The 19,763-nt window shown below is 57.8% G+C and carries 23 protein-coding genes; 15 read left to right on the forward strand and 8 right to left on the reverse strand.

What is annotated here, in order from left to right:
- Positions 1-44: 44 nt before the first annotated feature.
- Positions 45-1,280 carry an O-antigen ligase family protein gene (locus tag M5M_RS12540; protein WP_024330456.1) on the reverse strand — a complete coding sequence of 412 codons (1,236 nt, stop codon included), beginning with the start codon at positions 1,278-1,280 and terminating at the stop codon, positions 45-47.
- A gap of 248 nt (positions 1,281-1,528) precedes the next feature.
- Here M5M_RS12540 and rpmB point away from each other — a divergent pair, with 248 nt between their 5' ends.
- The 5 genes from rpmB (at position 1,529) to M5M_RS12565 (ending at position 4,001) form a co-directional block, all read left to right on the forward strand.
- Positions 1,529-1,765: a 50S ribosomal protein L28 gene (gene rpmB / locus M5M_RS12545; protein WP_015047885.1), complete on the forward strand. Its 237-nt coding sequence runs from the start codon at positions 1,529-1,531 to the stop codon at positions 1,763-1,765.
- Positions 1,766-1,782: 17 nt separating this feature from the next.
- Positions 1,783-1,938 carry a 50S ribosomal protein L33 gene (gene rpmG / locus M5M_RS12550; protein WP_015047886.1) on the forward strand — a complete coding sequence of 52 codons (156 nt, stop codon included), beginning with the start codon at positions 1,783-1,785 and terminating at the stop codon, positions 1,936-1,938.
- Between the two features lie 55 nt (positions 1,939-1,993).
- Positions 1,994-2,716, forward strand: coding sequence for a tRNA (N6-threonylcarbamoyladenosine(37)-N6)-methyltransferase TrmO (gene tsaA, locus M5M_RS12555; RefSeq protein WP_015047887.1), 723 nt, complete (start codon positions 1,994-1,996; stop codon positions 2,714-2,716).
- Positions 2,709-3,524: a bifunctional DNA-formamidopyrimidine glycosylase/DNA-(apurinic or apyrimidinic site) lyase gene (gene mutM, locus M5M_RS12560; RefSeq protein WP_015047888.1), complete on the forward strand. Its 816-nt coding sequence runs from the start codon at positions 2,709-2,711 to the stop codon at positions 3,522-3,524. Before tsaA ends, mutM begins: the two co-directional genes overlap by 8 nt.
- A gap of 159 nt (positions 3,525-3,683) precedes the next feature.
- Positions 3,684-4,001 carry a hypothetical protein gene (locus M5M_RS12565; RefSeq protein WP_015047889.1) on the forward strand — a complete coding sequence of 106 codons (318 nt, stop codon included), beginning with the start codon at positions 3,684-3,686 and terminating at the stop codon, positions 3,999-4,001.
- 84 nt (positions 4,002-4,085) lie between these two features.
- Here the strand turns inward: M5M_RS12565 and coaD are convergent, their stop codons facing one another.
- Complete coding sequence (gene coaD, locus M5M_RS12570) at positions 4,086-4,565, reverse strand: pantetheine-phosphate adenylyltransferase (RefSeq protein ID WP_015047890.1); 480 nt, start codon at positions 4,563-4,565, stop codon at positions 4,086-4,088.
- Positions 4,566-4,649: 84 nt separating this feature from the next.
- Positions 4,650-5,240, reverse strand: coding sequence for a 16S rRNA (guanine(966)-N(2))-methyltransferase RsmD (rsmD, locus tag M5M_RS12575; RefSeq protein ID WP_015047891.1), 591 nt, complete (start codon positions 5,238-5,240; stop codon positions 4,650-4,652).
- A 129-nt stretch (positions 5,241-5,369) separates the two neighbouring features.
- Here rsmD and ftsY point away from each other — a divergent pair, with 129 nt between their 5' ends.
- The 8 genes from ftsY (at position 5,370) to M5M_RS12615 (ending at position 11,752) form a co-directional block, all read left to right on the forward strand.
- Positions 5,370-6,410, forward strand: a complete 1,041-nt coding sequence (gene ftsY, locus M5M_RS12580) for a signal recognition particle-docking protein FtsY (RefSeq protein WP_015047892.1) — start codon at positions 5,370-5,372, stop codon at positions 6,408-6,410.
- Positions 6,407-7,087: a cell division ATP-binding protein FtsE gene (ftsE, locus tag M5M_RS12585; protein ID WP_015047893.1), complete on the forward strand. Its 681-nt coding sequence runs from the start codon at positions 6,407-6,409 to the stop codon at positions 7,085-7,087. The genes ftsY and ftsE overlap by 4 nt, the downstream gene beginning before the upstream one ends.
- Positions 7,080-8,060, forward strand: coding sequence for a permease-like cell division protein FtsX (gene ftsX, locus M5M_RS12590; RefSeq protein ID WP_015047894.1), 981 nt, complete (start codon positions 7,080-7,082; stop codon positions 8,058-8,060). The genes ftsE and ftsX overlap by 8 nt, the downstream gene beginning before the upstream one ends.
- Before the next feature lie 140 nt (positions 8,061-8,200).
- A complete protein-coding gene (gene rpoH / locus M5M_RS12595) occupies positions 8,201-9,055 on the forward strand; it encodes an RNA polymerase sigma factor RpoH (RefSeq protein WP_016389432.1) in 855 nt (284 codons plus the stop codon).
- Positions 9,056-9,198: 143 nt separating this feature from the next.
- A complete protein-coding gene (locus M5M_RS12600; protein ID WP_024330458.1) occupies positions 9,199-9,576 on the forward strand; it encodes a DUF423 domain-containing protein in 378 nt (125 codons plus the stop codon).
- Between the two features lie 4 nt (positions 9,577-9,580).
- On the forward strand, positions 9,581-10,321 hold the full coding sequence (gene trmB, locus M5M_RS12605) for a tRNA (guanosine(46)-N7)-methyltransferase TrmB (protein ID WP_015047898.1): 741 nt from the start codon (positions 9,581-9,583) through the stop codon (positions 10,319-10,321).
- A gap of 251 nt (positions 10,322-10,572) precedes the next feature.
- Positions 10,573-10,884, forward strand: a complete 312-nt coding sequence (locus tag M5M_RS12610) for a hypothetical protein (RefSeq protein WP_144062443.1) — start codon at positions 10,573-10,575, stop codon at positions 10,882-10,884.
- A 25-nt stretch (positions 10,885-10,909) separates the two neighbouring features.
- Entirely contained in the window at positions 10,910-11,752 is an 843-nt protein-coding gene (locus tag M5M_RS12615; protein ID WP_015047900.1) for an OmpA family protein, read from the forward strand.
- Between the two features lie 65 nt (positions 11,753-11,817).
- Here the strand turns inward: M5M_RS12615 and M5M_RS12620 are convergent, their stop codons facing one another.
- From M5M_RS12620 to M5M_RS12630, 3 genes are all read right to left on the reverse strand, one after another.
- A complete protein-coding gene (locus tag M5M_RS12620) occupies positions 11,818-12,678 on the reverse strand; it encodes a universal stress protein (RefSeq protein WP_016389435.1) in 861 nt (286 codons plus the stop codon).
- A gap of 113 nt (positions 12,679-12,791) precedes the next feature.
- Complete coding sequence (locus M5M_RS12625) at positions 12,792-14,735, reverse strand: autotransporter domain-containing esterase (protein WP_015047901.1); 1,944 nt, start codon at positions 14,733-14,735, stop codon at positions 12,792-12,794.
- Positions 14,736-14,966: 231 nt separating this feature from the next.
- Complete coding sequence (locus tag M5M_RS12630; protein WP_016389437.1) at positions 14,967-16,847, reverse strand: ABC-F family ATP-binding cassette domain-containing protein; 1,881 nt, start codon at positions 16,845-16,847, stop codon at positions 14,967-14,969.
- Between the two features lie 42 nt (positions 16,848-16,889).
- On the opposite strand from M5M_RS12630, the gene M5M_RS12635 reads away from it, so the two are divergent.
- Positions 16,890-17,363 carry a TIGR02444 family protein gene (locus M5M_RS12635; RefSeq protein WP_162141169.1) on the forward strand — a complete coding sequence of 158 codons (474 nt, stop codon included), beginning with the start codon at positions 16,890-16,892 and terminating at the stop codon, positions 17,361-17,363.
- A gap of 54 nt (positions 17,364-17,417) precedes the next feature.
- Entirely contained in the window at positions 17,418-18,152 is a 735-nt protein-coding gene (locus M5M_RS12640; RefSeq protein WP_015047904.1) for a BamJ family beta-barrel-assembly machinery protein, read from the forward strand.
- 62 nt (positions 18,153-18,214) lie between these two features.
- On the opposite strand, the gene M5M_RS12645 is transcribed toward M5M_RS12640, so the two are convergent.
- Together M5M_RS12645 and rsd are read right to left on the reverse strand one after the other, a co-directional pair.
- Complete coding sequence (locus tag M5M_RS12645) at positions 18,215-19,189, reverse strand: WD40 repeat domain-containing protein (protein ID WP_015047905.1); 975 nt, start codon at positions 19,187-19,189, stop codon at positions 18,215-18,217.
- A 64-nt stretch (positions 19,190-19,253) separates the two neighbouring features.
- Entirely contained in the window at positions 19,254-19,715 is a 462-nt protein-coding gene (gene rsd, locus M5M_RS12650; RefSeq protein ID WP_015047906.1) for a sigma D regulator, read from the reverse strand.
- Positions 19,716-19,763 lie beyond the last annotated feature (48 nt).

A 19,763-nucleotide genomic window follows, 5' to 3' on the forward strand; every position in this document is an offset into this window, starting at 1 on the left:
TAAATATGCTGGGAAAGCACGCCACACGCAACGACAGGCTGGTGTTAAATAACATGGTGGTCCGGGCCCAGGCGTCCGGCGTCCTGGTTCACGGCCAAAGACCAGCCGATGCCGAACCAGATAAGCCCTGCCATCCAGTTGTTGAACATGCCGGGCGAGGCTGCGATGGGCCAGAAGGTCGCAAGGTAGGTGGCCCACACAAAGCCCAGTGGCATCCAACGACGCTGGGCCCATAAATGATTGCAGCTGGCGCGTAGCAACAACCCCAGCAAAACCAAAAAGCCCGCAAGCCCAATGATGCCTGCCTCAACCAGCCAATGCAGATAAATATTGTGTGGATGGTGGAAACAGTGGGCAACGCCACCCTGTTCCTTTAACGCGTTGCAGGCTTTTTTGTAGGTGTGGATGCCGTGGCCCAGCAGTGGGCGATCCAGCCAGACCTGATAGCCGGACTCAATGACCTGCCCATAGGGGGTTTGCCAGAAGTTCGCCAGCGTATCTACAGTCGTGACAACGGTGCGGTGCCAGGTTGCTTTCTGTTGGTAGGCGGTGAACACGATCAGACCTGACGCGAGCAGAAAAACTGACGTCATCAACAGGCGCCGGCCCTTGTGGGCCAGCATCAGCGCCACCAACACCACCACCATGCCAAGGCCGTACATCATGAACGGCATGCGCTCGCCGGTGGCAAATATGAAAAGCAAACCCAGATTCAGCGTGGCCAGCAGGACAATGAACTGCTGCCAAAAACCTTTACCGGCCTGCAGGGCGTAAATACCCGCAGCGGCTATAAACAACACCTTGATACACAGTACGCCGGGTGAAGGGTCGCCAAAGGGGCCAGTGAGACGAACTGAAGTGAATTTGGCGTCGCCCCATACATTGAATCCCGTAAAGTATTGCCAAAAGGAATCAAACAGGACAAAGGCCAATACGCCAATCAGGCTCGCCTGTACCAGACGCCGGGCGGGTAGGTCTGCCAGCAACCAGCATTGCAGGGCGGCTGCGAACAAAATCCAGCGTCCAAAGAAGGCGGCATAAATGAAGGACCTGGCCGGGTCAGGGGCAAGCGCTGTGAGCATCAATAACAGCAGCCACAGTGCCAGCCCGGCACGCACCCAGGGCTGCTGAAGCCATTGCCAGTCTGCCCTGCGCCAGCTCAGCCACACGAACGCAAGACCTGTAAGCAGGACGGTGCCATCCGCTACTGCGCGGGCAAACAACAGCAGTACAGGGAGAGCGATAAGAAACGCCATGCGGCCTTTGGAGATTGATGACATTTCAGCGTGGAGTTCAGGTTAAGGGGCGGCAAGCATAACCAGATGCTCAAGCCGGTGCCAGCCTCGGGCCTGTTGGTCGAATAATGCGCATTTTTCTTGCCTCACCCAGACCTTTCTGGTATAAAACGCGGCTCTTTGAGCTGGGGTCCCTTTGTGGTGCCCGCCGGAGTCTCCGGGAAAGCATGATTTCATGAACCTTCGGGCCTTTTAGACAGAGGTCGGAGCAAGTTTTAAAACGAGGCAACACGATGTCCAAGGTATGTCAGGTAACCGGCAAGCGTCCGATTACTGGTCACAATGTTTCTCACGCGAAAAACCACACCAAGCGTCGTTTTTTGCCAAACCTTCACACCCACCGTTTCTGGGTAGAGTCTGAAAAGCGCTTTGTGAAGCTGCGTATTTCTGCCAAAGGCATGCGCATCATCGACAAGCGTGGCATTGAACAGGTGCTGAACGACCTGCGCGCCCGTGGCGAAGCGGTTTAATAGCAGGAGCAAACCCCATGCGTGATCTGATTCGTCTGAATTCTACTGCCGGTACTGGTCATTTCTACACTACCGACAAGAACAAGCGCACCATGCCCGAGAAAATGGAGATCAAAAAGTACGATCCCGTTGTTCGCAAGCATGTTGTCTACAAGGAAGGCAAGATCAAGTAATTGATCGCCGCCCCTTGCAAAGCCCGGTACAGCCGGGCTTTTTTGTCTCTGCAATATGCCTGATAGCCTGAAGATTGAACCCGTTGGCCGCGTTGCTTCCTGTTTTGAGGAGAAGTTCGGCGTGCCCCGGCAACCGCGCCTGGCGCCCTCCTCTTTTGGCGCGATAGAGCTGTTGGCGCCCTGGAACACGCCGGATGCGGTGGATGGCCTGGAGGCGGTGTCGCACCTGTGGGTGCAGTTTGGCTTTCACCTGAGCCCACCGGCCAAAAGCGCCAAAGTCCGCCCGCCGCGGCTAGGTGGCAACCGCAAGCTGGGGGTGTTTGCCAGCCGTTCGCCGGTGCGGCCCAATGGGTTGGGTCTATCCGTGGTCAAGCTCGAGGCGGTGGAGATACGCCCCGGGGCTGTGCGGCTGCGGATTTCGGGCCACGATCTGGTGGACGGCACGCCGGTGTATGACATCAAGCCCTACCTGCCTTACGCCGATGCGATTGCGGAGGCGGTGAATCCCATTGCGCCGGCGGCGCCCAGCCAGATTCCGGTCGAGGGTGTCGATGCACTGTGTCTGCCTCTGCACCTCCAACAACTGGTCATCGAAGTCCTGCGCCAGGACCCACGCCCGGCTTACCAGCAACCGGATCCGGCACGGGTCTATGGTATGCGCCTGGCCGGCGGTAACCTGCAATGGCGTTATCTGTCTTGTGAGCAATCGGCCCTGGGCCTGCGTATTGAGGTGATTGGCTACTCCCTGGACCCTGCGGTAGGAGCAACGGATGCCTGAGTTACCCGAAGTTGAAACCACCCGCGCGGGCATTGCACCTCATATCCAGCGCAAAAAAGTAAAAACCCTGGTGGTGCGCAATCCGGCACTGCGCTGGCCGGTGCCCGATGATCTGGCGGCCAGAGTGACCGGACAAACGTTGCTCGATGTGAGCCGACGCGGCAAATACCTGTTGCTCAGATTCAAGGCCGGTCACTTGCTCATTCACCTCGGTATGTCTGGCAGCCTGCGAATTATCCAGGCCACTGAGCCGCCTGGGTACCACGATCATGTGGACCTGGTGCTGTCCGGCGATCGGGCTCTGCGCTTTCATGACCCTCGCCGTTTTGGCTGTTGGCTCTGGGCTGAAGGCGATGTGAATGCTCACAAACTGTTGGCGTCCCTGGGCCCGGAACCGCTTTCAGACGCGTTTGACGCAGACTATCTGTATACCGCCTGCCGGGGTAAAAAGGCCAATATCAAAAATGTCATCATGGACAGCCATGTGGTGGTAGGCGTGGGTAACATCTACGCCAATGAGGCGTTGTTTCTGGCTGGCATCCGACCGCGACGGGCCGCAGGCAGCCTGACCCGCGCCCAGACCGAAGGTCTGGTTTCGCACATCAAGGCCGTGCTGGCCCGCGCCATTGAGTCGGGTGGCACCACCTTGAGGGACTTTGTGGGCGGCGACGGTAAGCCAGGGTACTTCCAGCAAACCCTGATGGTTTACGGCCGGGGTGGCGAAGCCTGCAAGCTGTGTCACACTCTGTTAAAAGAAGTTCGCGTGAATAATCGGGCCACGGTATATTGCGCCCAGTGCCAAACTTAACCTATGCTTTAGCATTCGACGCTAAGCTACTGATGGTTATATACTTTCGGTAAATAACACCGACCGTAGCGGTCGTCGGCATGGCCGGGCAGTGAGCGGCTGCGCCAAGGCGCAAGACCCGGGCGGATAAGCCCGCATATTATTGCAAGGAGATCTGTTGTGAACCTGAAAGCATTCAGCGTAAAAGCCGTTGCCCTCACCTGCTGCATGGCTATGGCCAGCGTGGGCTATGCCAAAGATGGTGAAATTGAAGAGCCCACCGGTGCTGCCATGGCAGTCGATCTGGTGTTGGTACGTCCGGTGATGCTGGGCCTGACCGTGCTGGGTACCGCGGCGTTCGTGGTGAGCCTGCCTTTCACTGCCGCCGGCGGCAATGTGAAGCAAGCGGCTGACACCCTGGTGGTGGGTCCCGGTGAAACGACCTTTGTGCGTTGCCTGGGTTGTGTGCGTCCCGGCTACCAGCACGACGTAGAGTAAGAGTTGTAGCGGGGGGCGGCACCTGTATCCGCCCCATCAAGTGACCAATCAATCGGGTCGGATGTCACTCCGTTTCGGTGTTTTTCACTTTTTGTAGCGCTCAGCCAGTGCTTCCTTCACCAATGGGTGCACGAACTGGCTGACATCACCGCCCAGCGAGGCAATCTCCCGCACCAGCGATGACGAGATGTAAGACAGGTGTTCCGACGGCGTCAGGAACAGGCTTTCCATTTCGGGCGCCAATGCCCGGTTCATGTTGGCCAGCTGGAATTCATATTCAAAGTCTGACACTGCGCGCAGGCCACGCAATACGCCTTGTGCGTTCTTTTGCTTGACCAGGTCCGCCAGCAAAATATCAAAACCGCAGATTTCCACGTTGGGCAGGTGTGCCAGTACATCTTCGGTCAGCTTTACGCGCTCTTCGAGCGTGAACAACGGATTTTTCTTGGTGCTGGCGGCAATGGCCACAATTACTTTGTCGAACAGGCGACAGGCGCGCTCTACCAGATCGATATGGCCGTTGGTCAGCGGGTCAAAGGTCCCCGGATAGACAACTGTACGCATTGAATCACCCGTTTGAATTTTTGTGGTTGCGGATACTACTACCTAAGCATCGCAGATAAAAGGATAGTCAGCGAATGCCGGTTATCACGCCAATCGGTAGAGCCGGTAGCTGTTCGCCCCCGACCGTTTCTCCCGGTTAAGCATCCAATGCCCGGGTACCGTGAAGCTGGCATCGCACGGCGCTTCGATATAGACAGCGGCGTCGGCATTGAGCCAGCCGGGTTGAGCCAAGGCATCGATACACGCTTGCCACAGATCGGCGGCGAAGGGCGGGTCCAGAAACACGATGTCATAAGGCGCTGCCGGTGGTTGTCTGAGCCAATCCAGACTGTTGGTATGAATCACCTCGGCCTGATCGGCATTGAGCAGGCGGGCATTGGCCGCCAGCTGGCTGCAGGCCGCCGGGTTGAGTTCCAGCAGGGTGCAAAGGCCGGCGCCGCGCGAGAGCGCCTCAAGCCCCAGCGCACCTGAGCCGGCAAACAGGTCCAGACAGCGCGCGCCGGGCATATCCAATTGCAGCCAATTGAACAATGTCTCGCGCTGGCGATCGCCGGTGGGGCGCAGGCCGTCGGCGTCGGGAAAGCTGAGCACCCGGCCACGCCACTGGCCGCCAATTAACCTCAGCCGACCGCCGCTACTGTTCGCCGCATTGCGGCCTCTGGACGCTTTTTTCATGGCCAAATTTCACGCAAAGCCAAAATACAAGTGGTAGGATAGCGGCCTTTGTCAGGCCAGTCCGTCGGGTATCGCCAGTGGGCGCGACCCCGGGCCGGCATTGTAACCTTTGCCACTGTGTGACAGTCCATGTTTTCCAAGTTGTTCAAGAAAAAGGATGCGGCCGGTGAGCCGTTGCCCGATGCGCCCGAATCAACACCCGACACCCAACCCGCGGTGGACCCGGCGCCTGCCAAAGCCGGCTTTTTTGCCCGCCTGAAGGCCGGACTCAGCCGCACCCGCAGTCATTTTGCCGATGGCATGGGCCGCTTATTCCTGGGGGCCAAGGAAATCGATGACGAGCTGCTGGAAGAGCTGGAGTCCCAACTTCTGGTGGCAGACGTGGGTATTGATGCCACCACCGAGATCATCGAGCAGCTGACCGACAAGGTGGCGCGCAAAGAACTCAATGACCCCCAGGCCCTGCTGGCCGCGCTGCGCGAACACTTGCACCAGATGCTCAAACCGGTGGAGCAACCGCTGACCATCGATGCGTCCAAAACGCCCTACGTGGTGTTGGTGGTGGGCGTGAATGGCGTGGGCAAGACCACCACCATCGGCAAGCTGGCCAAGCGATTCCAGAACAAGGGCAAAAAAGTCATGCTGGCTGCAGGCGACACCTTCCGCGCAGCCGCCGTGGAGCAGTTGCAGGTGTGGGGCGAGCGCAACCAGGTGCCTGTGGTGGCTCAGCACACGGGCGCCGATTCCGCCAGCGTGATCTTCGATGCTATCAGTGCCGCCAAAAGCCGTGGTGTGGACGTATTGATCGCCGATACCGCTGGGCGACTGCACAACAAATCCAACCTGATGGAAGAACTCGCCAAAGTGAAGCGGGTGATGGCCAAGCTGGACGTGTCCGCGCCGCACGAAGTGCTGCTGGTGCTGGATGCCGGTACCGGCCAGAATGCGCTCAGCCAGGCGCAGGAATTCACCAAAGCCGCGGGCGTGACCGGCCTGGCGCTGACCAAACTGGATGGCACCGCCAAAGGCGGCGTGGTATTCGCGCTGACCCGCAAATTCAGCCTGCCCGTGCGATTCATCGGTGTGGGCGAAGGGGTGGACGATTTGCAGGTGTTCTCCGCCAGTGCCTTTATCGAGGGCCTGTTCGGACCCGCCACGGATGCCGAATGATCCGGTTTGATCAGGTAGCCAAGCGCTACAGCAATGGCTTTGAGGCGCTCAAGGGCCTCAGTTTCCAGATTGATCCGGGTGAGATGGTGTTTCTCACCGGTCATTCCGGTGCCGGCAAATCCACCCTGCTCAAACTCATCATGGCCATGGAGCAACCGAGCCGTGGCCAGGTGCTGGTAAACAACACCAACCTCAATCGCATCAGCGACCGCCAGATTCCCTACCACCGGCGTCAGATCGGCGTGGTGTTCCAGAATCACCAGCTGCTGTTTGATCGCACTATCTATGAGAATGTCGCGCTACCCCTGGTGATTTCCGGCTTTCCCCAGCAGGACACCGGCCGCCGGGTGCGCGCCGCACTCGACAAGGTGGGCCTGCTCAGCAAGGAAAACCGCTACCCGCTGGAGCTTTCGGGTGGTGAACAACAGCGCGTGGGCATCGCCCGGGCCGTGGTCAACAAGCCGCGCATCCTGCTGGCCGATGAACCCACAGGCAATCTGGACCCGGCTCTGTCGGCCGACATCATGCACCTGTTCCGCCAATTCAACGAAGTGGGCGTCACTATGCTGATCGCCAGCCATGATCTGGATCTGATCAAGCGCCAGGGCAAGCGGGTATTGGCCCTGCGCGAGGGCGAGCTGGTGGCGGACAGTCAGCGGGAGCCCGCCCATGTCTGAAACACGGCGGCGCGAGCGGATTGGCGCCCGGAAAACCACCACCCGGGTGACACACAAGGCCGATGCCTGGGCGGCCCACCACCGGCAATCGGCGGTGGACAGCCTTAACCGCTTGCTGGGTCAGCCGGTTCGGGCTGGTCTTACCATGTTGATGCTGGGCATCGCGCTGGCCTTGCCGGCGTTGCTTTATATTGCCCTTGCTAATGTGGGACAGCTGTCGGATCAGTGGTCCGGTTCACATCAGATGTCGGCCTATTTAAAGCCCGGCGCGCGCGAGGCGGCGGTGACGCCACTGGCCGAATCCTGGCGCCAGCGCGCTGATGTGGCGGCGGTGCAGGTGGTCTCGCCGGATCAGGGGCTGCAGGAATTTGCCCAGGCCACCGGACTGGGTGCGCTGGTGACCGGTATATCGCCCAACCCCCTGCCCTGGACCCTGCTGGTGACGCCTGCCGAGATCGTTATCAAAGACGGCCGTCTGGCGTCGCTGCGCGCAGACCTGGCGCAGGAAACGCTGGTGGAAGAGGTGCGACTGGATTTCGGCTGGGTGCAGCGCTTGCAGCAGATCATGCTGCTGGGCCAGCGCGTGGCGCTGGGACTGGCCAGCCTGCTGGCGCTCGGGATGTTGTTGGCCATCGGCAATACCCTGCGTCTGGCCATCGAAAACCGGCGCGATGAAATACTGGTGGTCAAGCTGGTGGGCGGCACCGATGCCTTTGTGCGCCGGCCGTTCCTGTACATGGGGCTCTGGTACGGCCTGGGTGGCGGGTTGGTGGCGCTATTATTGGTGCTGGTGGGGGTGATGCTCATCGACGGCCCGGTGGCGGCGCTGGCCGCCGCATACGAAAGCCAGTTCCGCCTGCAAGGGCTGGGATTTTCGGGAGTCCTGGTGCTCGTATCCGTCGCCCTTCTGGTGGGTTGGCTGGGTGCCTGGCTGGCCGTGGGCCGGCATTTACGCGATATTCAGCCCCAGTAGCCGGGTGACCCGAGAGTCGCAAATAACCGTATCTGGGTGTGGTTTTCAGGGAATTTTTGCCTGAGTTGGCAGTCTAACCTGCCGGTGCTACACTCGCTTGTCCGCGGGCTGTCCCGCGGTCGGTTTGATGGAGGTAATGAATGAGTACAAGTCTGCAGCCTGTTGGGATTCTGGCACCCGGTGCCAATCTGAATGCCTATATCCAGGCCGTCAATGGCTTTTCTATCCTGTCCGCTGAAGAAGAAAAACAGCTGGCAGAAGAGCTCTACTACCAGGACAATCTGGAAGCGGCGCGTCGCCTGGTTATGGCGCACCTGCGCTTTGTGGTACATATCGCCAAGTCCTACTCCGGCTACGGTCTGGCAGAAGCCGACCTGATTCAGGAAGGCAACGTGGGCCTGATGAAAGCGGTCAAGCGCTTCGACCCCACCCGCGGTGTCCGTCTGGTGAGCTTCGCCGTACATTGGATCAAGGCCGAAATACACGAATTTATCCTGCGCAACTGGCGCATTGTTAAAGTGGCCACCACCAAGGCCCAGCGCAAGCTGTTCTTTAACCTGCGCGGTGCGAAGAAGAAACTGGCCTGGTTATCCCATGACGAAGCCCAGGCCATCGCCAAAGATCTGGACGTGGACGTCAAGCAGGTGTACGAGATGGAAGGCCGTCTCACTGCTTACGATGCCGGCTTTGATGCGGGCGCCGACGATGATGACGATACCGCCTATCAGGCGCCGGCCAACTATCTGGAGGACCATCGTTTCGATCCGGCCCGCCAGTTGGAAGCGGCCGATTGGGAAGAATCTAACGTCAACAGCCTGGAGCTGGCCATGGAGCAGCTGGACGAGCGTAGCCGCGATATTCTGCAGCGCCGCTGGTTGAACGAAGACAAAGCCACCCTGCATGATCTGGCGGCTGTTTATGGTGTTTCCGCTGAGCGCATCCGCCAGCTGGAGAAAAACGCCATGAAAAAAGTAAAGGCCATGATGGAGGCCTGACGGGAAAATTGGGGTCAGATAAGCATTTCGGACCCGACTGTGGCAAATTTGCACTCAGTTATCCCGAAATGCTTATCTGACCCCAATTTTCCTTTGAAAAAACAGCCGCGCCGGTCGCGGCTTTTTTATTGCCCTTAACTTATATGATTTCACCTCGTCTACTGCTTTGCCTCTGTGCCGGCACTGGTGCCCTCGCCGTGATCGCCGGGGCTTTTGGGGCTCATGCGCTGAAGCCGGTATTGTCCGGAACCAGCATGGCCACCTGGCAGACAGCAGTGTTCTATCATTTGGTACACGCGAGCCTGGCCACAGCCATTGTCCACACCGGCCGGTTCCGGTGGTCTGTCTATGCCGTCGTTTGCCTGTTGACCGGATGCCTGTTATTTTCCGGCTCCCTTTATGCCTTGGCCTTGGGCGGTCCGCGCTGGCTGGGCCCGATTACACCCTTGGGTGGCCTGTGTTTTATTGTCGGTTGGTTGAGCCTGGCCATTGGAGCCTGGCGTCAACCCCATGAAGAGTAGCTCCATGAGTACAGCAATTAAGCGCCTGCCGGGCGTGGAAGATGAACAGGGTTTTACCCCGCGACCCGAGTTCAAAAAGAAGTCTATCCGTTCCTACGTGATCCGCGCCGGCCGGATGACGCCGGCCCAGCGCAACGCGTTTGAACGCAACTGGGCGACCTACGGTTTGAGCTTGTTCGATGGGCCCGTAGATCTGGTGGCAGAATTTGGTCGGTCTGCACCCTTAGTGGTCGAAGTGGGTTTTGGCATGGGCGATTCATTACTGGCGCAGGCCCAAGCCGAGCCCGACAAGGATTTTATCGGTATCGAAGTGCACCCGCCGGGTGTGGGCCGGCTGCTGAATAATGCGGCCGATGCCGGTGTAACCAACCTGCGCGTGTTCATGGCCGATGCCAATGATGTGCTGGCCGATTGCATCCCTGCCAACAGTGCCTGTCGGTTCCAGTTGTATTTTCCGGACCCCTGGCACAAGAAAAAGCATCAGAAGCGTCGTATCGTGCAGCCCGCATTTGTGGAGGCAGTGCGACATATTCTGTTGCCGGGCGGCGTGTTCCACCTCGCCACAGACTGGGAGCACTACGCCGATCATATGATGGAGGCGATGAGCCTGGCACCGGGCTTTGGTAATCAGGCGGGGGAATACCTGTTTGCCGAAAAACCGGACTTCCGTCCGAATACAAAGTTTGAGCGACGTGGCGAAAAGCTTGGTCACGGCGTGTGGGACTTGCTGTTCACAAAAAAATAAGGTTTAGCGCCAACAACCTATTGCAATGAGCGATTGTGTTGCCCACAATCGCCGCCAATTGCGTTGATCCGGAAAGGAGAGTGGCAGTTAGGAAGATGATGACAACTCATCTTTTTTCGCTGAGACAAGGTGTCTATCCAATACCCTCACATTTCAGAAGCACAGTCTTCTGCCCGTTTTCTGCAAGCAACGTTCTCTGACGTGCCTCGCTCCCCTAATGCTTTTTTACTAGTTGATGCAAGGACGTCGCAATGGATTTCTACAGCCCGGCGAAAGCTGAATTTTTTCGCCAGTTTGAGTGCTACAAAAGGAGAAACTCAATGAAAAAAGCATGGTTAATGATGCCTTTAGCGATGGCAATCTCTGCAACCGCAGCGGCAGATAACCACCCGGGTCTGGAACTGACAGCGGGTTGGAATCAGATGAACTGGGACAACCACCGCGAAATGAAAGCGCACAGCGGTTGGATGGGTGCGATCGGTTACCGTATGGATAGCCCATGGGGTGTCGAGTTTGGCATGATCCAGAACAATCCCAGCATGAAAAAACCTGCAGGAAATTGAAACCACGCAGTATTATCTGGACGGCTTGTATCACTTCAATACTGAAGCCGATATCCAACCGTTTGTAATGGCCGGTGTTGGCTATGGTCACTTTAAAACCGATACCGCCTCTGATCGTGACGAGGCACTCAATATCGGTGTGGGCGTTAAAGGTTACCTGACCGATAACTTTCTGTTACGTGCCGATACCCGTGCCATTCGTGGCATTGCCGATGGCGATATCGATTACGCGCTCAACCTGGCAGCAACCTACCTGATCGGCACGGGTTCATCCAAGCCTGCGCCCGTTGCCATGGCAGCCGCTCCTTCTGATGCGGATGCTGACGGCGTGGTGGATACTCAGGATGCCTGTCCCCAGACACCAGCCGGCGTCAAGGTAGACAGCCGTGGTTGCGCATTGGACAGTGATCGCGACGGCGTTGCCGACTACAAAGACCAGTGCCCTAATACCGAAGCCGGACTGAAAGTCGATGCCAAAGGTTGTGCGATAGAATTGACTGAAGCGGTTGAAATCAAACTGCATGTTCGCTTTGACAATAACGCCGCTGTGGTTAAGCCGGAGTACAAATCTGAAATTGGCAATGTGGCCAAATTCATGAACAGCTACGCCAATACTACTGTCGAAGTGCAGGGCTTTACCGATTCACGTGGTTCGGAAGCGTATAACCAGAATCTGTCCCAGCGTCGTGCCGATGCGGTGCGCTCTGTGTTGATCAGTGAATTTGGTATCGCGCCTGAGCGTGTGAAAGCCGTAGGTTACGGCGAAGCCAATCCTGTGGCTGATAACAACACCGCTGAAGGACGGGAAGCAAACCGTCGCGTAGTGGCTTCCATCGAGTCCCAGAAAACCTCTAAAGTACGCAAATAAATTTTAGTGGTTGTGAAAAGCCCGGCTATCTGCCGGGCTTTTTTTTGCCTGTTTATAACGCCTGCTCAGCTCACCACCATGACATCGGTGTCCATTGCGTCCAGTACTTTTTCGGCGGTGTTGCCTAGCAAGGTTGCAGCCAGGCCCGTGCGTGCGACTGTTCCGATAATCACCACATCAGCATGCAGCGTCTGCGCCATTTCGGTAATGGCGGCCTTCGGGTTGCCAGGTTTAACGTGCATGCGGGAAATGGGTACACCGAAACGCTGTGCGGCAATTTCATCCGGCGCTTCTGGTTCATCTTCCAAACTACTGAAAATCGCAGACAGATCGGGCGTGTTTTCCAATGCTGAAACCAGATGCAATTCACCTTCGGTCGCTTTGGCAAGCCGATGGGCATAGTTCAGAATACGGTTATTTAACACGCCGTGCGCGTCGTCATCGGATGCATCGAGCGAAACCGCGGCCAGAATAATATTGTTTTGCCAGGCGTCATCGGATTTTACCAACAGCACGGGGCAAGACGCGGTGCGCATCAGGTAGACATCGGATGTACGGGCGAATCTGCGCGTCATCGCGCTGTGCTGGAAACTGCTTTTCACGATCAAGTGGGCACCGACGCGCGCCGCAGCCTGAACCACCATCACTTCCCATTGCTGATTCCAGACGGCTTCACAATCCACTTCAAGCCCCTGGGCCTTCAGCGGCGCGGCCAATTCATTCAGCCATGCACTGGTTTCGGCCATATGGCTGTGCTTGGCATCCTTGCGTGAATTATAACTGGCCATCTCCTCTTCTGTGAGATAGCAACAACAAAACAGTCGGAGGCTGGCATCCAGGTCGGCCGCAAGATGAACCGCGCGAGTCAGTGCGAGTTGATCGTCCGTCAGCGGATCGATTACCACGAGTATTTGTTTGCTGGCCATCGGGCACCTCCAGGAATGATGCACCTACCATAGCCAAAACTGTCCGGCTTTGCATTGCGCTCGCGCAATAAAAAACGGCGCCGAAGCGCCGTTGTGTAACAGGAATACAGAAATCAGAATGCCAGGCTGGCGCCAATAGCCCACTGATCCTGCATCAGGTCGCCGCTCTCGCGCTGCCAGCTGGCGGTGATGGCGGCGGCGTCAGACAAGTAGTAGCTGGCGCTGATGTTGCCGTACCAGTTTTCGCCTTTGTCCTGCTGATAGGCGGGCAATTCATAGGGGTTCAGATCCAGCGTCTGGCTCTGCATCTGCAACTGATGGTCTTTACCGGTGAGCTGGGAGCGAATACCCCACTCGGACGTAACCACCAACTGATCGGCGAGTGCGCGCCAATGGATGAACAGGCCGAGATCGGCGGTATTGGATTTATGGGTCTGGTCGCCGTAGGTCAACGACGTGGTTTGACCTCCGGCTTCAGCGTAGCCATCCACATTGATCGTACGCGTGGCCAACTCCAGTTTGGGGCCGTACTCCCAGTTGCTGTGGGGCGACACATTGTAGCCGTACTCGGCGCTGACACCGATGGAGTCACCTGACGTTTCGCCGGATTCCACGCGCTGGCTGATACCCAGCGGTACCACGCGATTCAGGTTCTCATAATCCTGTTTGCCGTAATGGATGCTGGCGTTGAACCAGTGATTACCCGACACGAAGCCGGTAAACAGGTTGATCGCCTGGCTGCTGCCTTCGTAGCTGGATGCAGAATCGACAAAACCGAGATCTGCCTGCTGACTGGATAAACCGAGACCAATGCTCCATTGTTCGGATACGCCGTACTGCAGGCCCAGAAGCGCGCCGCTACCGTCAATTTCACTGGCCGCATAGGCTTCTTTTGCTTCGAACTCGGTGCCGTTGCCGCGCACAAAAATCTGCCAGCTGCCGGCGTCCAGCTTTTTCGCTGCCAGATTGGCCTGCATTTGCTGACGGGTCTGATGCATGTCGCCATCCACCAGGCTCGCACCCAACACGGGCAATTGGCCGACTTCCTGCGGCGCGCGAATCAAGCTGAACATGTAATCGGCAACAATTTGCTGCGCCATGGCCGTGGGGTGAACGCCATCGTTAAACAGCAATTTGGTGGGATCGCCATTACTCGCCTGCTGCATACCGTATTGGGGGTTTTCCAGACAGCTGCCGCCCGAACCATCGTAACAGGTGCCACGGAGCACATTGGCATCAGCGACGAAACCGAATTCCGCCGGTGATGCAATGATTTCTTCTACCAAACCGCGCGCGTCAACGGGAATGACGTTGGCATCGCTGTTGCGTAAACCGGCGTAAAGGGTGTCGTTGTAGAGCGCGCTCAGGGGTGTCCACAGGGGTTGAGCGCCGGAGCCGATACCGGCAGGTGTTCTGCCCACGTCGGGAAGGTTTGAAACCATGATGTACTGCGCGCCGGCCGCGTCCAGTGCATTGATACCTTCCACCAGCGTATTGGCTGCTGTGACGATATTGACCGCATTATTCGGATCGGCCGGGTTGGTAATGCCCAACACATCGTTGCCACCACCGTTGACGTAATAGAGCGTGCTGGCGCGGGCTTCGCCGAATTCTGCCAGATACCCGTCGCGTACTTTGGCGGGACCGGCAGCGGGATTAAACACTACCGAGCCGTCAGCATCGGTAATCGAGGCCTTGATCTGAGCTGATGTATAGCCGCCTACCGCATAGTTTGTGCCGGCGGGATAACCGGTTACCGGGCTGGGTAAGTAGGGCGTTGATGCGGCCAGATAGCCCAGACCCAATTTGGCGCTCAGGCGTTGCACGCCCACCAGATCGGTGGCTGAACCGGCGCCATCAAGGCGGTTGGTGAAACGCAGGCCACTGGCTGGCACACCCAGCGTGGGATGAATCGGGCCACCGGCATCGGGAAATTGTCCGGAATCGGAAAGGCTGTCGCCAAACACGACCATTTCATCAAACGGTGATGCGGCGTAGCTGGCACTGGATGCCAACAGCAGGGCGGCGGCAAGCGGTTTTAGAGCGCGGTATTTCATTGCGTGTCTCCTCAGAGAGTCTGTCCTTAGCGTTATTATTGTTGGCCTGGGGCCTGTTATTTTGCTGCTGAGAAAAATAGAAACTGTTCAACCGGTTATTGGTTTTGTCTGGTTGATACGCGTTTGATAATAGAGGGGATCAGTCGTGAGCACCAGTCACAGAGGTGACCCTCGGGTCACCCCCGAGGGCGCGTGATCAGACATAAGCTGCTGTGAGTCGGCTATGGGCTGTCAGTGGTGTTCCAGGGCTTCCAGTTGTTCGGACAGTTCAAGCCAGCGAGCCTCGGTCTCGTCCAGTTGGGCGCGCACGCCGGCTTGCTTCTGGAACAAGGTATTCATCCGGTCTTTGTTTGCTTCGTCGTACAGGCTGTTGTCGGCCAATGCGGTTTCCAAGGTCTCCAACTCTGACTGCAACTGCTCCATTTCCCGTTCGGCTTTTTTGATCGCGTTGGTGAGCGGTTTGATTTTTTCCCGCTGAGCTGCAGCCTGTTGGCGCTGGGCTTTTTTGTCGAGTCGTGGCTCGGTGATGGCGGCGGACACCGGCAGCGTTTCCCCGGCTAATTGGGTTTGGGTCCACTGGTGGTAGGCGTCAAGATCACCATCAAATGGCTCCACTTTACCGGCGTGCACCAACCAGAAATCTTCCACGGTATTGCGTAACAGGTGGCGGTCGTGCGATACCAGAATCACTGCGCCGTCAAACGCCTGCAGGGCAACGGTGAGCGCGTGGCGCATTTCCAGATCCAGGTGGTTGGTGGGTTCGTCCATCAGCAGCAGATTGGGTTTTTGCCAGGCGATAATCGCCAATGCCAAGCGGGCTTTTTCGCCGCCGGAAAACGGCCTGACAATGGCGAGTGCATCGTCGCCGATAAAGCCAAAACCGCCGAGGAAATTGCGGATTTCCTGCTCGCTGGCTTTCGGGCTCAGGCGTTGCAAATGCAGTGCGGGTGTGGCGTCGAGGTCCAATGCCTGCAATTGGTGCTGGGCAAAATAACCGATGCGCAAGTGCTCACCGCGGGTAATGTCGCCCGCGAGCGGCGCCAGTTCACCGGTTAATGCTTTAATCAGCGTGGATTTACCCGCGCCATTAAATCCCAGTAAACCAATGCGTGCGCCGGGTAATACCGTCAGGCTGAGTTTTCTGAACAACGGCTTGCCGTAGCCAATGTCGGCTTGTTGCAAATTAATCAGGGGATTGCTGACTTTATCAAAACACGGAATCGAAAAATGAAATGGCGAGTCAATGTGTGCCGGTGCAATGGATTCCATGCGTTCCAGTTCTTTTAACCGGCTTTGCGCTTGTTTGGCTTTGGTGGCCTTCGCCCGGAAACGGCGGACAAAGTTTTCAATTTCGGCAATGCGCTCTTGCTGTTTTTCAAACGCCGCTTGCTGCTGTGCCAGACGCTCGGCTTTCTGACGCTCATAGGCCGAGTAGTTGCCCACGTACAGCACGAGTTTTTGCGCTTCAAGGTTGACGATGCGATCCACCACCGCATCGAGGAAATCCCGGTCGTGGGAAATCAACAACAAGGTGCCGGCATAGCGCTTGAGCCATTGTTCCAGCCACAGGGTGGTATCCAGATCCAGGTGGTTGGTGGGTTCGTCCAGCAGCAAAAGATCAGACGGACACATGAGCGCCTGCGCAAGGTTGAGCCGGATGCGCCAGCCACCGGAAAAATCGGCCACTGGCTTTTGCTCCTCGCCGGGCTTGAAGCCGAGGCCCGCCAGCAGCTGCATCGCGCGTGCTTCGGCGGTGTAGCCATCGATGTGTTCCATCTGCGCGTAAGCCGCCGCCAGCGCTTCACCTTCGGCGGTCTCAATCTGCCGCTGCACCTGACGCAAAGTCTGGTCGCCATCGAGCACGTGATCCAGTGCGCTGCGGCCGGTGTGTTCGATTTCCTGCGCCATGTGGGCAATGCGCCACTGGCCGGGAATCTGGGCACTCCCGGTATCGGGTGCGAGCTTGCCGAGCAACATTTGGAACAGGGTGGATTTACCACTACCATTGGCGCCAATCAGGCCCAGATGTTGGCCCGGATGAATGCGCAGATCGGCGTGATCGAGCAGAATTTTAGGCCCGCGCTGCAGGCTCACTTGGCTGAGTTCTATCATGGCGCGCATTGTAGCGAGGGCGGTAACGCGGCGATAGCAAATATGACTGATCCATCGATGAAAGCCGGGGTATTGGCCCTGTACCGCGCCCCGGGCGTGGAGCCGGGCCTGTTGCAGTTGCAAGACGCGCACGGCGTCTCGATTCCCTTGTTGCTCTGGGCGGGCTGGTTGGGTACCCGGTCAGTAACACTGGCACAGTTGCCCGAGGCGGAACTGCGCCACTTGCTGGGGTGGGAAAAACAGACAGTGGGACCCTTGCGATCCTTGCGTCGCCGGCTCAAGGCCGAACTTGAGGACCAGCCCTCGCTCGCCGCGCTGAGGGAACAGATTAAAGCCTGCGAACAACAAGCGGAATGGTGGTTGTTGCAGCAGCTGGCCGCGCTGCCCTTGGAAACGGGGGAACTTTGCCCGTTGACGCTGTGTCTCAGATTCGCTGGCATTGATGAATGTGAGCCGATTGGCGCTTTGCGCGCTGCCATCGGTGCGCGCCTTAACAGCCAGCAGCAAGTAAGCTAGTATGGGCCGCTCATTTAAGACCGGGCAGCCCGCCCCCATTAGGAAACCACGATAATGATGACCCACAAGAAAGGCCTGGTGACCGGTATCGCCCTGGCCACCGCTCTGCTCGCGGCCTGCGGCGCAGATAAGAAAGAAGAAGCCAAGCTCGACACCCTGGAAGCCAAAGTGAGCTACATCTTTGGTACCAACATGGCCAATCAGTTCAAACAGGAAGACATCGCGCTGGACGCTGGTGCTCTGGCATTGGCTGTACAAGACGTGCAGGCGGGCAAAGAAAGCCGGATCAAGCAGGAAGACATCCAGAAAGTGATGGAAGAATTCCAGGCGGCGGCGCAAGCCAAACAAGAGCAGCAATACCAGGCAGTGGCAGACGCCAACAAGCTGGAAAGTGACGAGTTCCTGGCCGCCAACAAAGCCAAAGACGGCGTGCAGACCACTGAAACCGGCCTGCAGTACAAAGTGGTAGCCGAAGGTGAAGGCGCCAAGCCCACCACCGATGACACCGTTAAAGTGCACTATAAAGGCACCCTGATTAACGGCACCGAATTCGACAGCTCCTACGCCCGAGGCGAGCCGGTATCTTTCCCGGTAACCGGTGTGATTGCCGGTTGGACCGAAGCGCTGCAGCTGATGAGCCCCGGCGCCAAGTACGAACTCTATATTCCGTCCGAGCTGGCTTACGGTCCCGGCGGCACTGGCCCCATTGGTCCTAACCAGGCGCTGATTTTCGAAGTTGAGCTGCTGGAAGTGCTGCAGCCTGAAGCGAAAAAAGACGCCGCTAAGTAATACTGCGCCTTTTGCTGATCGAAAAGCCCGGCCACAGTGCCGGGCTTTTTATTGCTCTGGCCCTAGCGCAATTCATGCACAAAGCCATTGGCGGACAACGCCACATAGCCCCGGGTGGCAAAGCCCACTGCCAGTACCGCCGCGCCTGTGGGTTGCAGTGTGTCGCGCTTGGGCAGACGCCAGATGCCGGCCTGTTCCAGCGTGGCGAGATTCCAGAGCTGCACAGTTTGGTCCGGCCGGCCGGTGAGCAGCTGGCGGGCGTCGGGTGAGAATTGAGCGGCGGTGAAACGTATGCCGCGTTTGGTCAGACTGCCCGACAAGGGAATATTGCCCAATGCTTTGCCAGTGCGCAGATCCCAGATAACGGCTTTGTCGTATTTTGCGGCGCTCATGGCGCGACTGCCATCGTCGGCAATGGCCACCATCTGCACTTCTTCATCGTGGGTAAAGGTGTACAGGGCTTCGCCTTTTTCCAGATCCCACACCACGGCGGTGTAGTCCTCCGACCCGGTAATCGCGGTGCGGCCATCGGCGGTGAGTGCGACTTTCCGGACCCGGTTTTCATGTCGCAGGGTGCGGCGGACGCCGCCGCGCTTGATATCAAACAGTACCGCCGTGCCATCCACCAGGCCCAGCAGTGCATAATCGGCGTCGGGTGTGAGGGCCATATCCAGCACCTCGGCCGGCGCATTCCAGAAACGGGCGGCCTGCCCACTGGCCAGATCCCAGAGAACGATGGTGTGCGTGGTGGCTGTGGCAGCCCATCGGCCATTGGCAGAAAAGGCCGCGCTGTGGATGGTGGAACGCTCGCCTGCCTGGTGGTTCCAGTCGTACAGGCGTTCGTTGTCGGTCAGGCGCCAAAGACTGCCACCTTCAAAGATCGCGCCCACCAGGGCGTACTGGCCATCCTGGCTGATGACGCCGCTGAGAATGCCTTTATTGGCCACTTCGGTGCTTTTTTCGGGCGCGGGTACCGAGTCACAGGCGCTGATCAGCAGCAGTGACAGGGCGGCAACCAAGATCCGGATCAGATTCATAAGAAAGGTGTTTGTTAAAACCGAAACACCTTTAAGATAGTGCAGTTTGGGCGCGGTTGCCTGCTCAGGACACCAGATCCTTATGGGCATCGTGCAACACGGCGATCATCCGGTCTTCAGCACTGAAGCGGGTCTCCAATGCACTGCCCAGACGCGACAGGTCAGCGCGCAAGGCATCGAGATCGTCGATCTCCTGATACTTGTCGTTGAAATCGAGGATGAGGTCGGTAGTGGGGTCAATCTCGCTGTAGAGTTCAGCCGCCTCGGCAATGGCGTCCTGATCGTCAAACTCTTTGGCTTCTGCCACCAGTTGCTTGTATACCTCGAAGTGGCCGGCGGAGCTGTAATCCACCAGCAACTGGCACAGGCTGCGCACGTCGTCGCCGTGGCGCTCGGGTTCGAACTCATCGTGCTCGGACAGCTTGCAATAGAGAACCAGGGCATCCTGCCGCTCCTGCAGCCAGCGGTCGATAATCTCGCTCACACCGCCCCAACGTTCTTTGGCTGATTTGCAATTCTCCAGCATGTCGCTAATTCCTTAACACATTCGACAAATGAGTGCTCAATGTAGGTG

It is taken from the genome of Simiduia agarivorans SA1 = DSM 21679 (genome assembly GCF_000305785.2).
GTDB classification, from domain to species: domain Bacteria; phylum Pseudomonadota; class Gammaproteobacteria; order Pseudomonadales; family Cellvibrionaceae; genus Simiduia; species Simiduia agarivorans.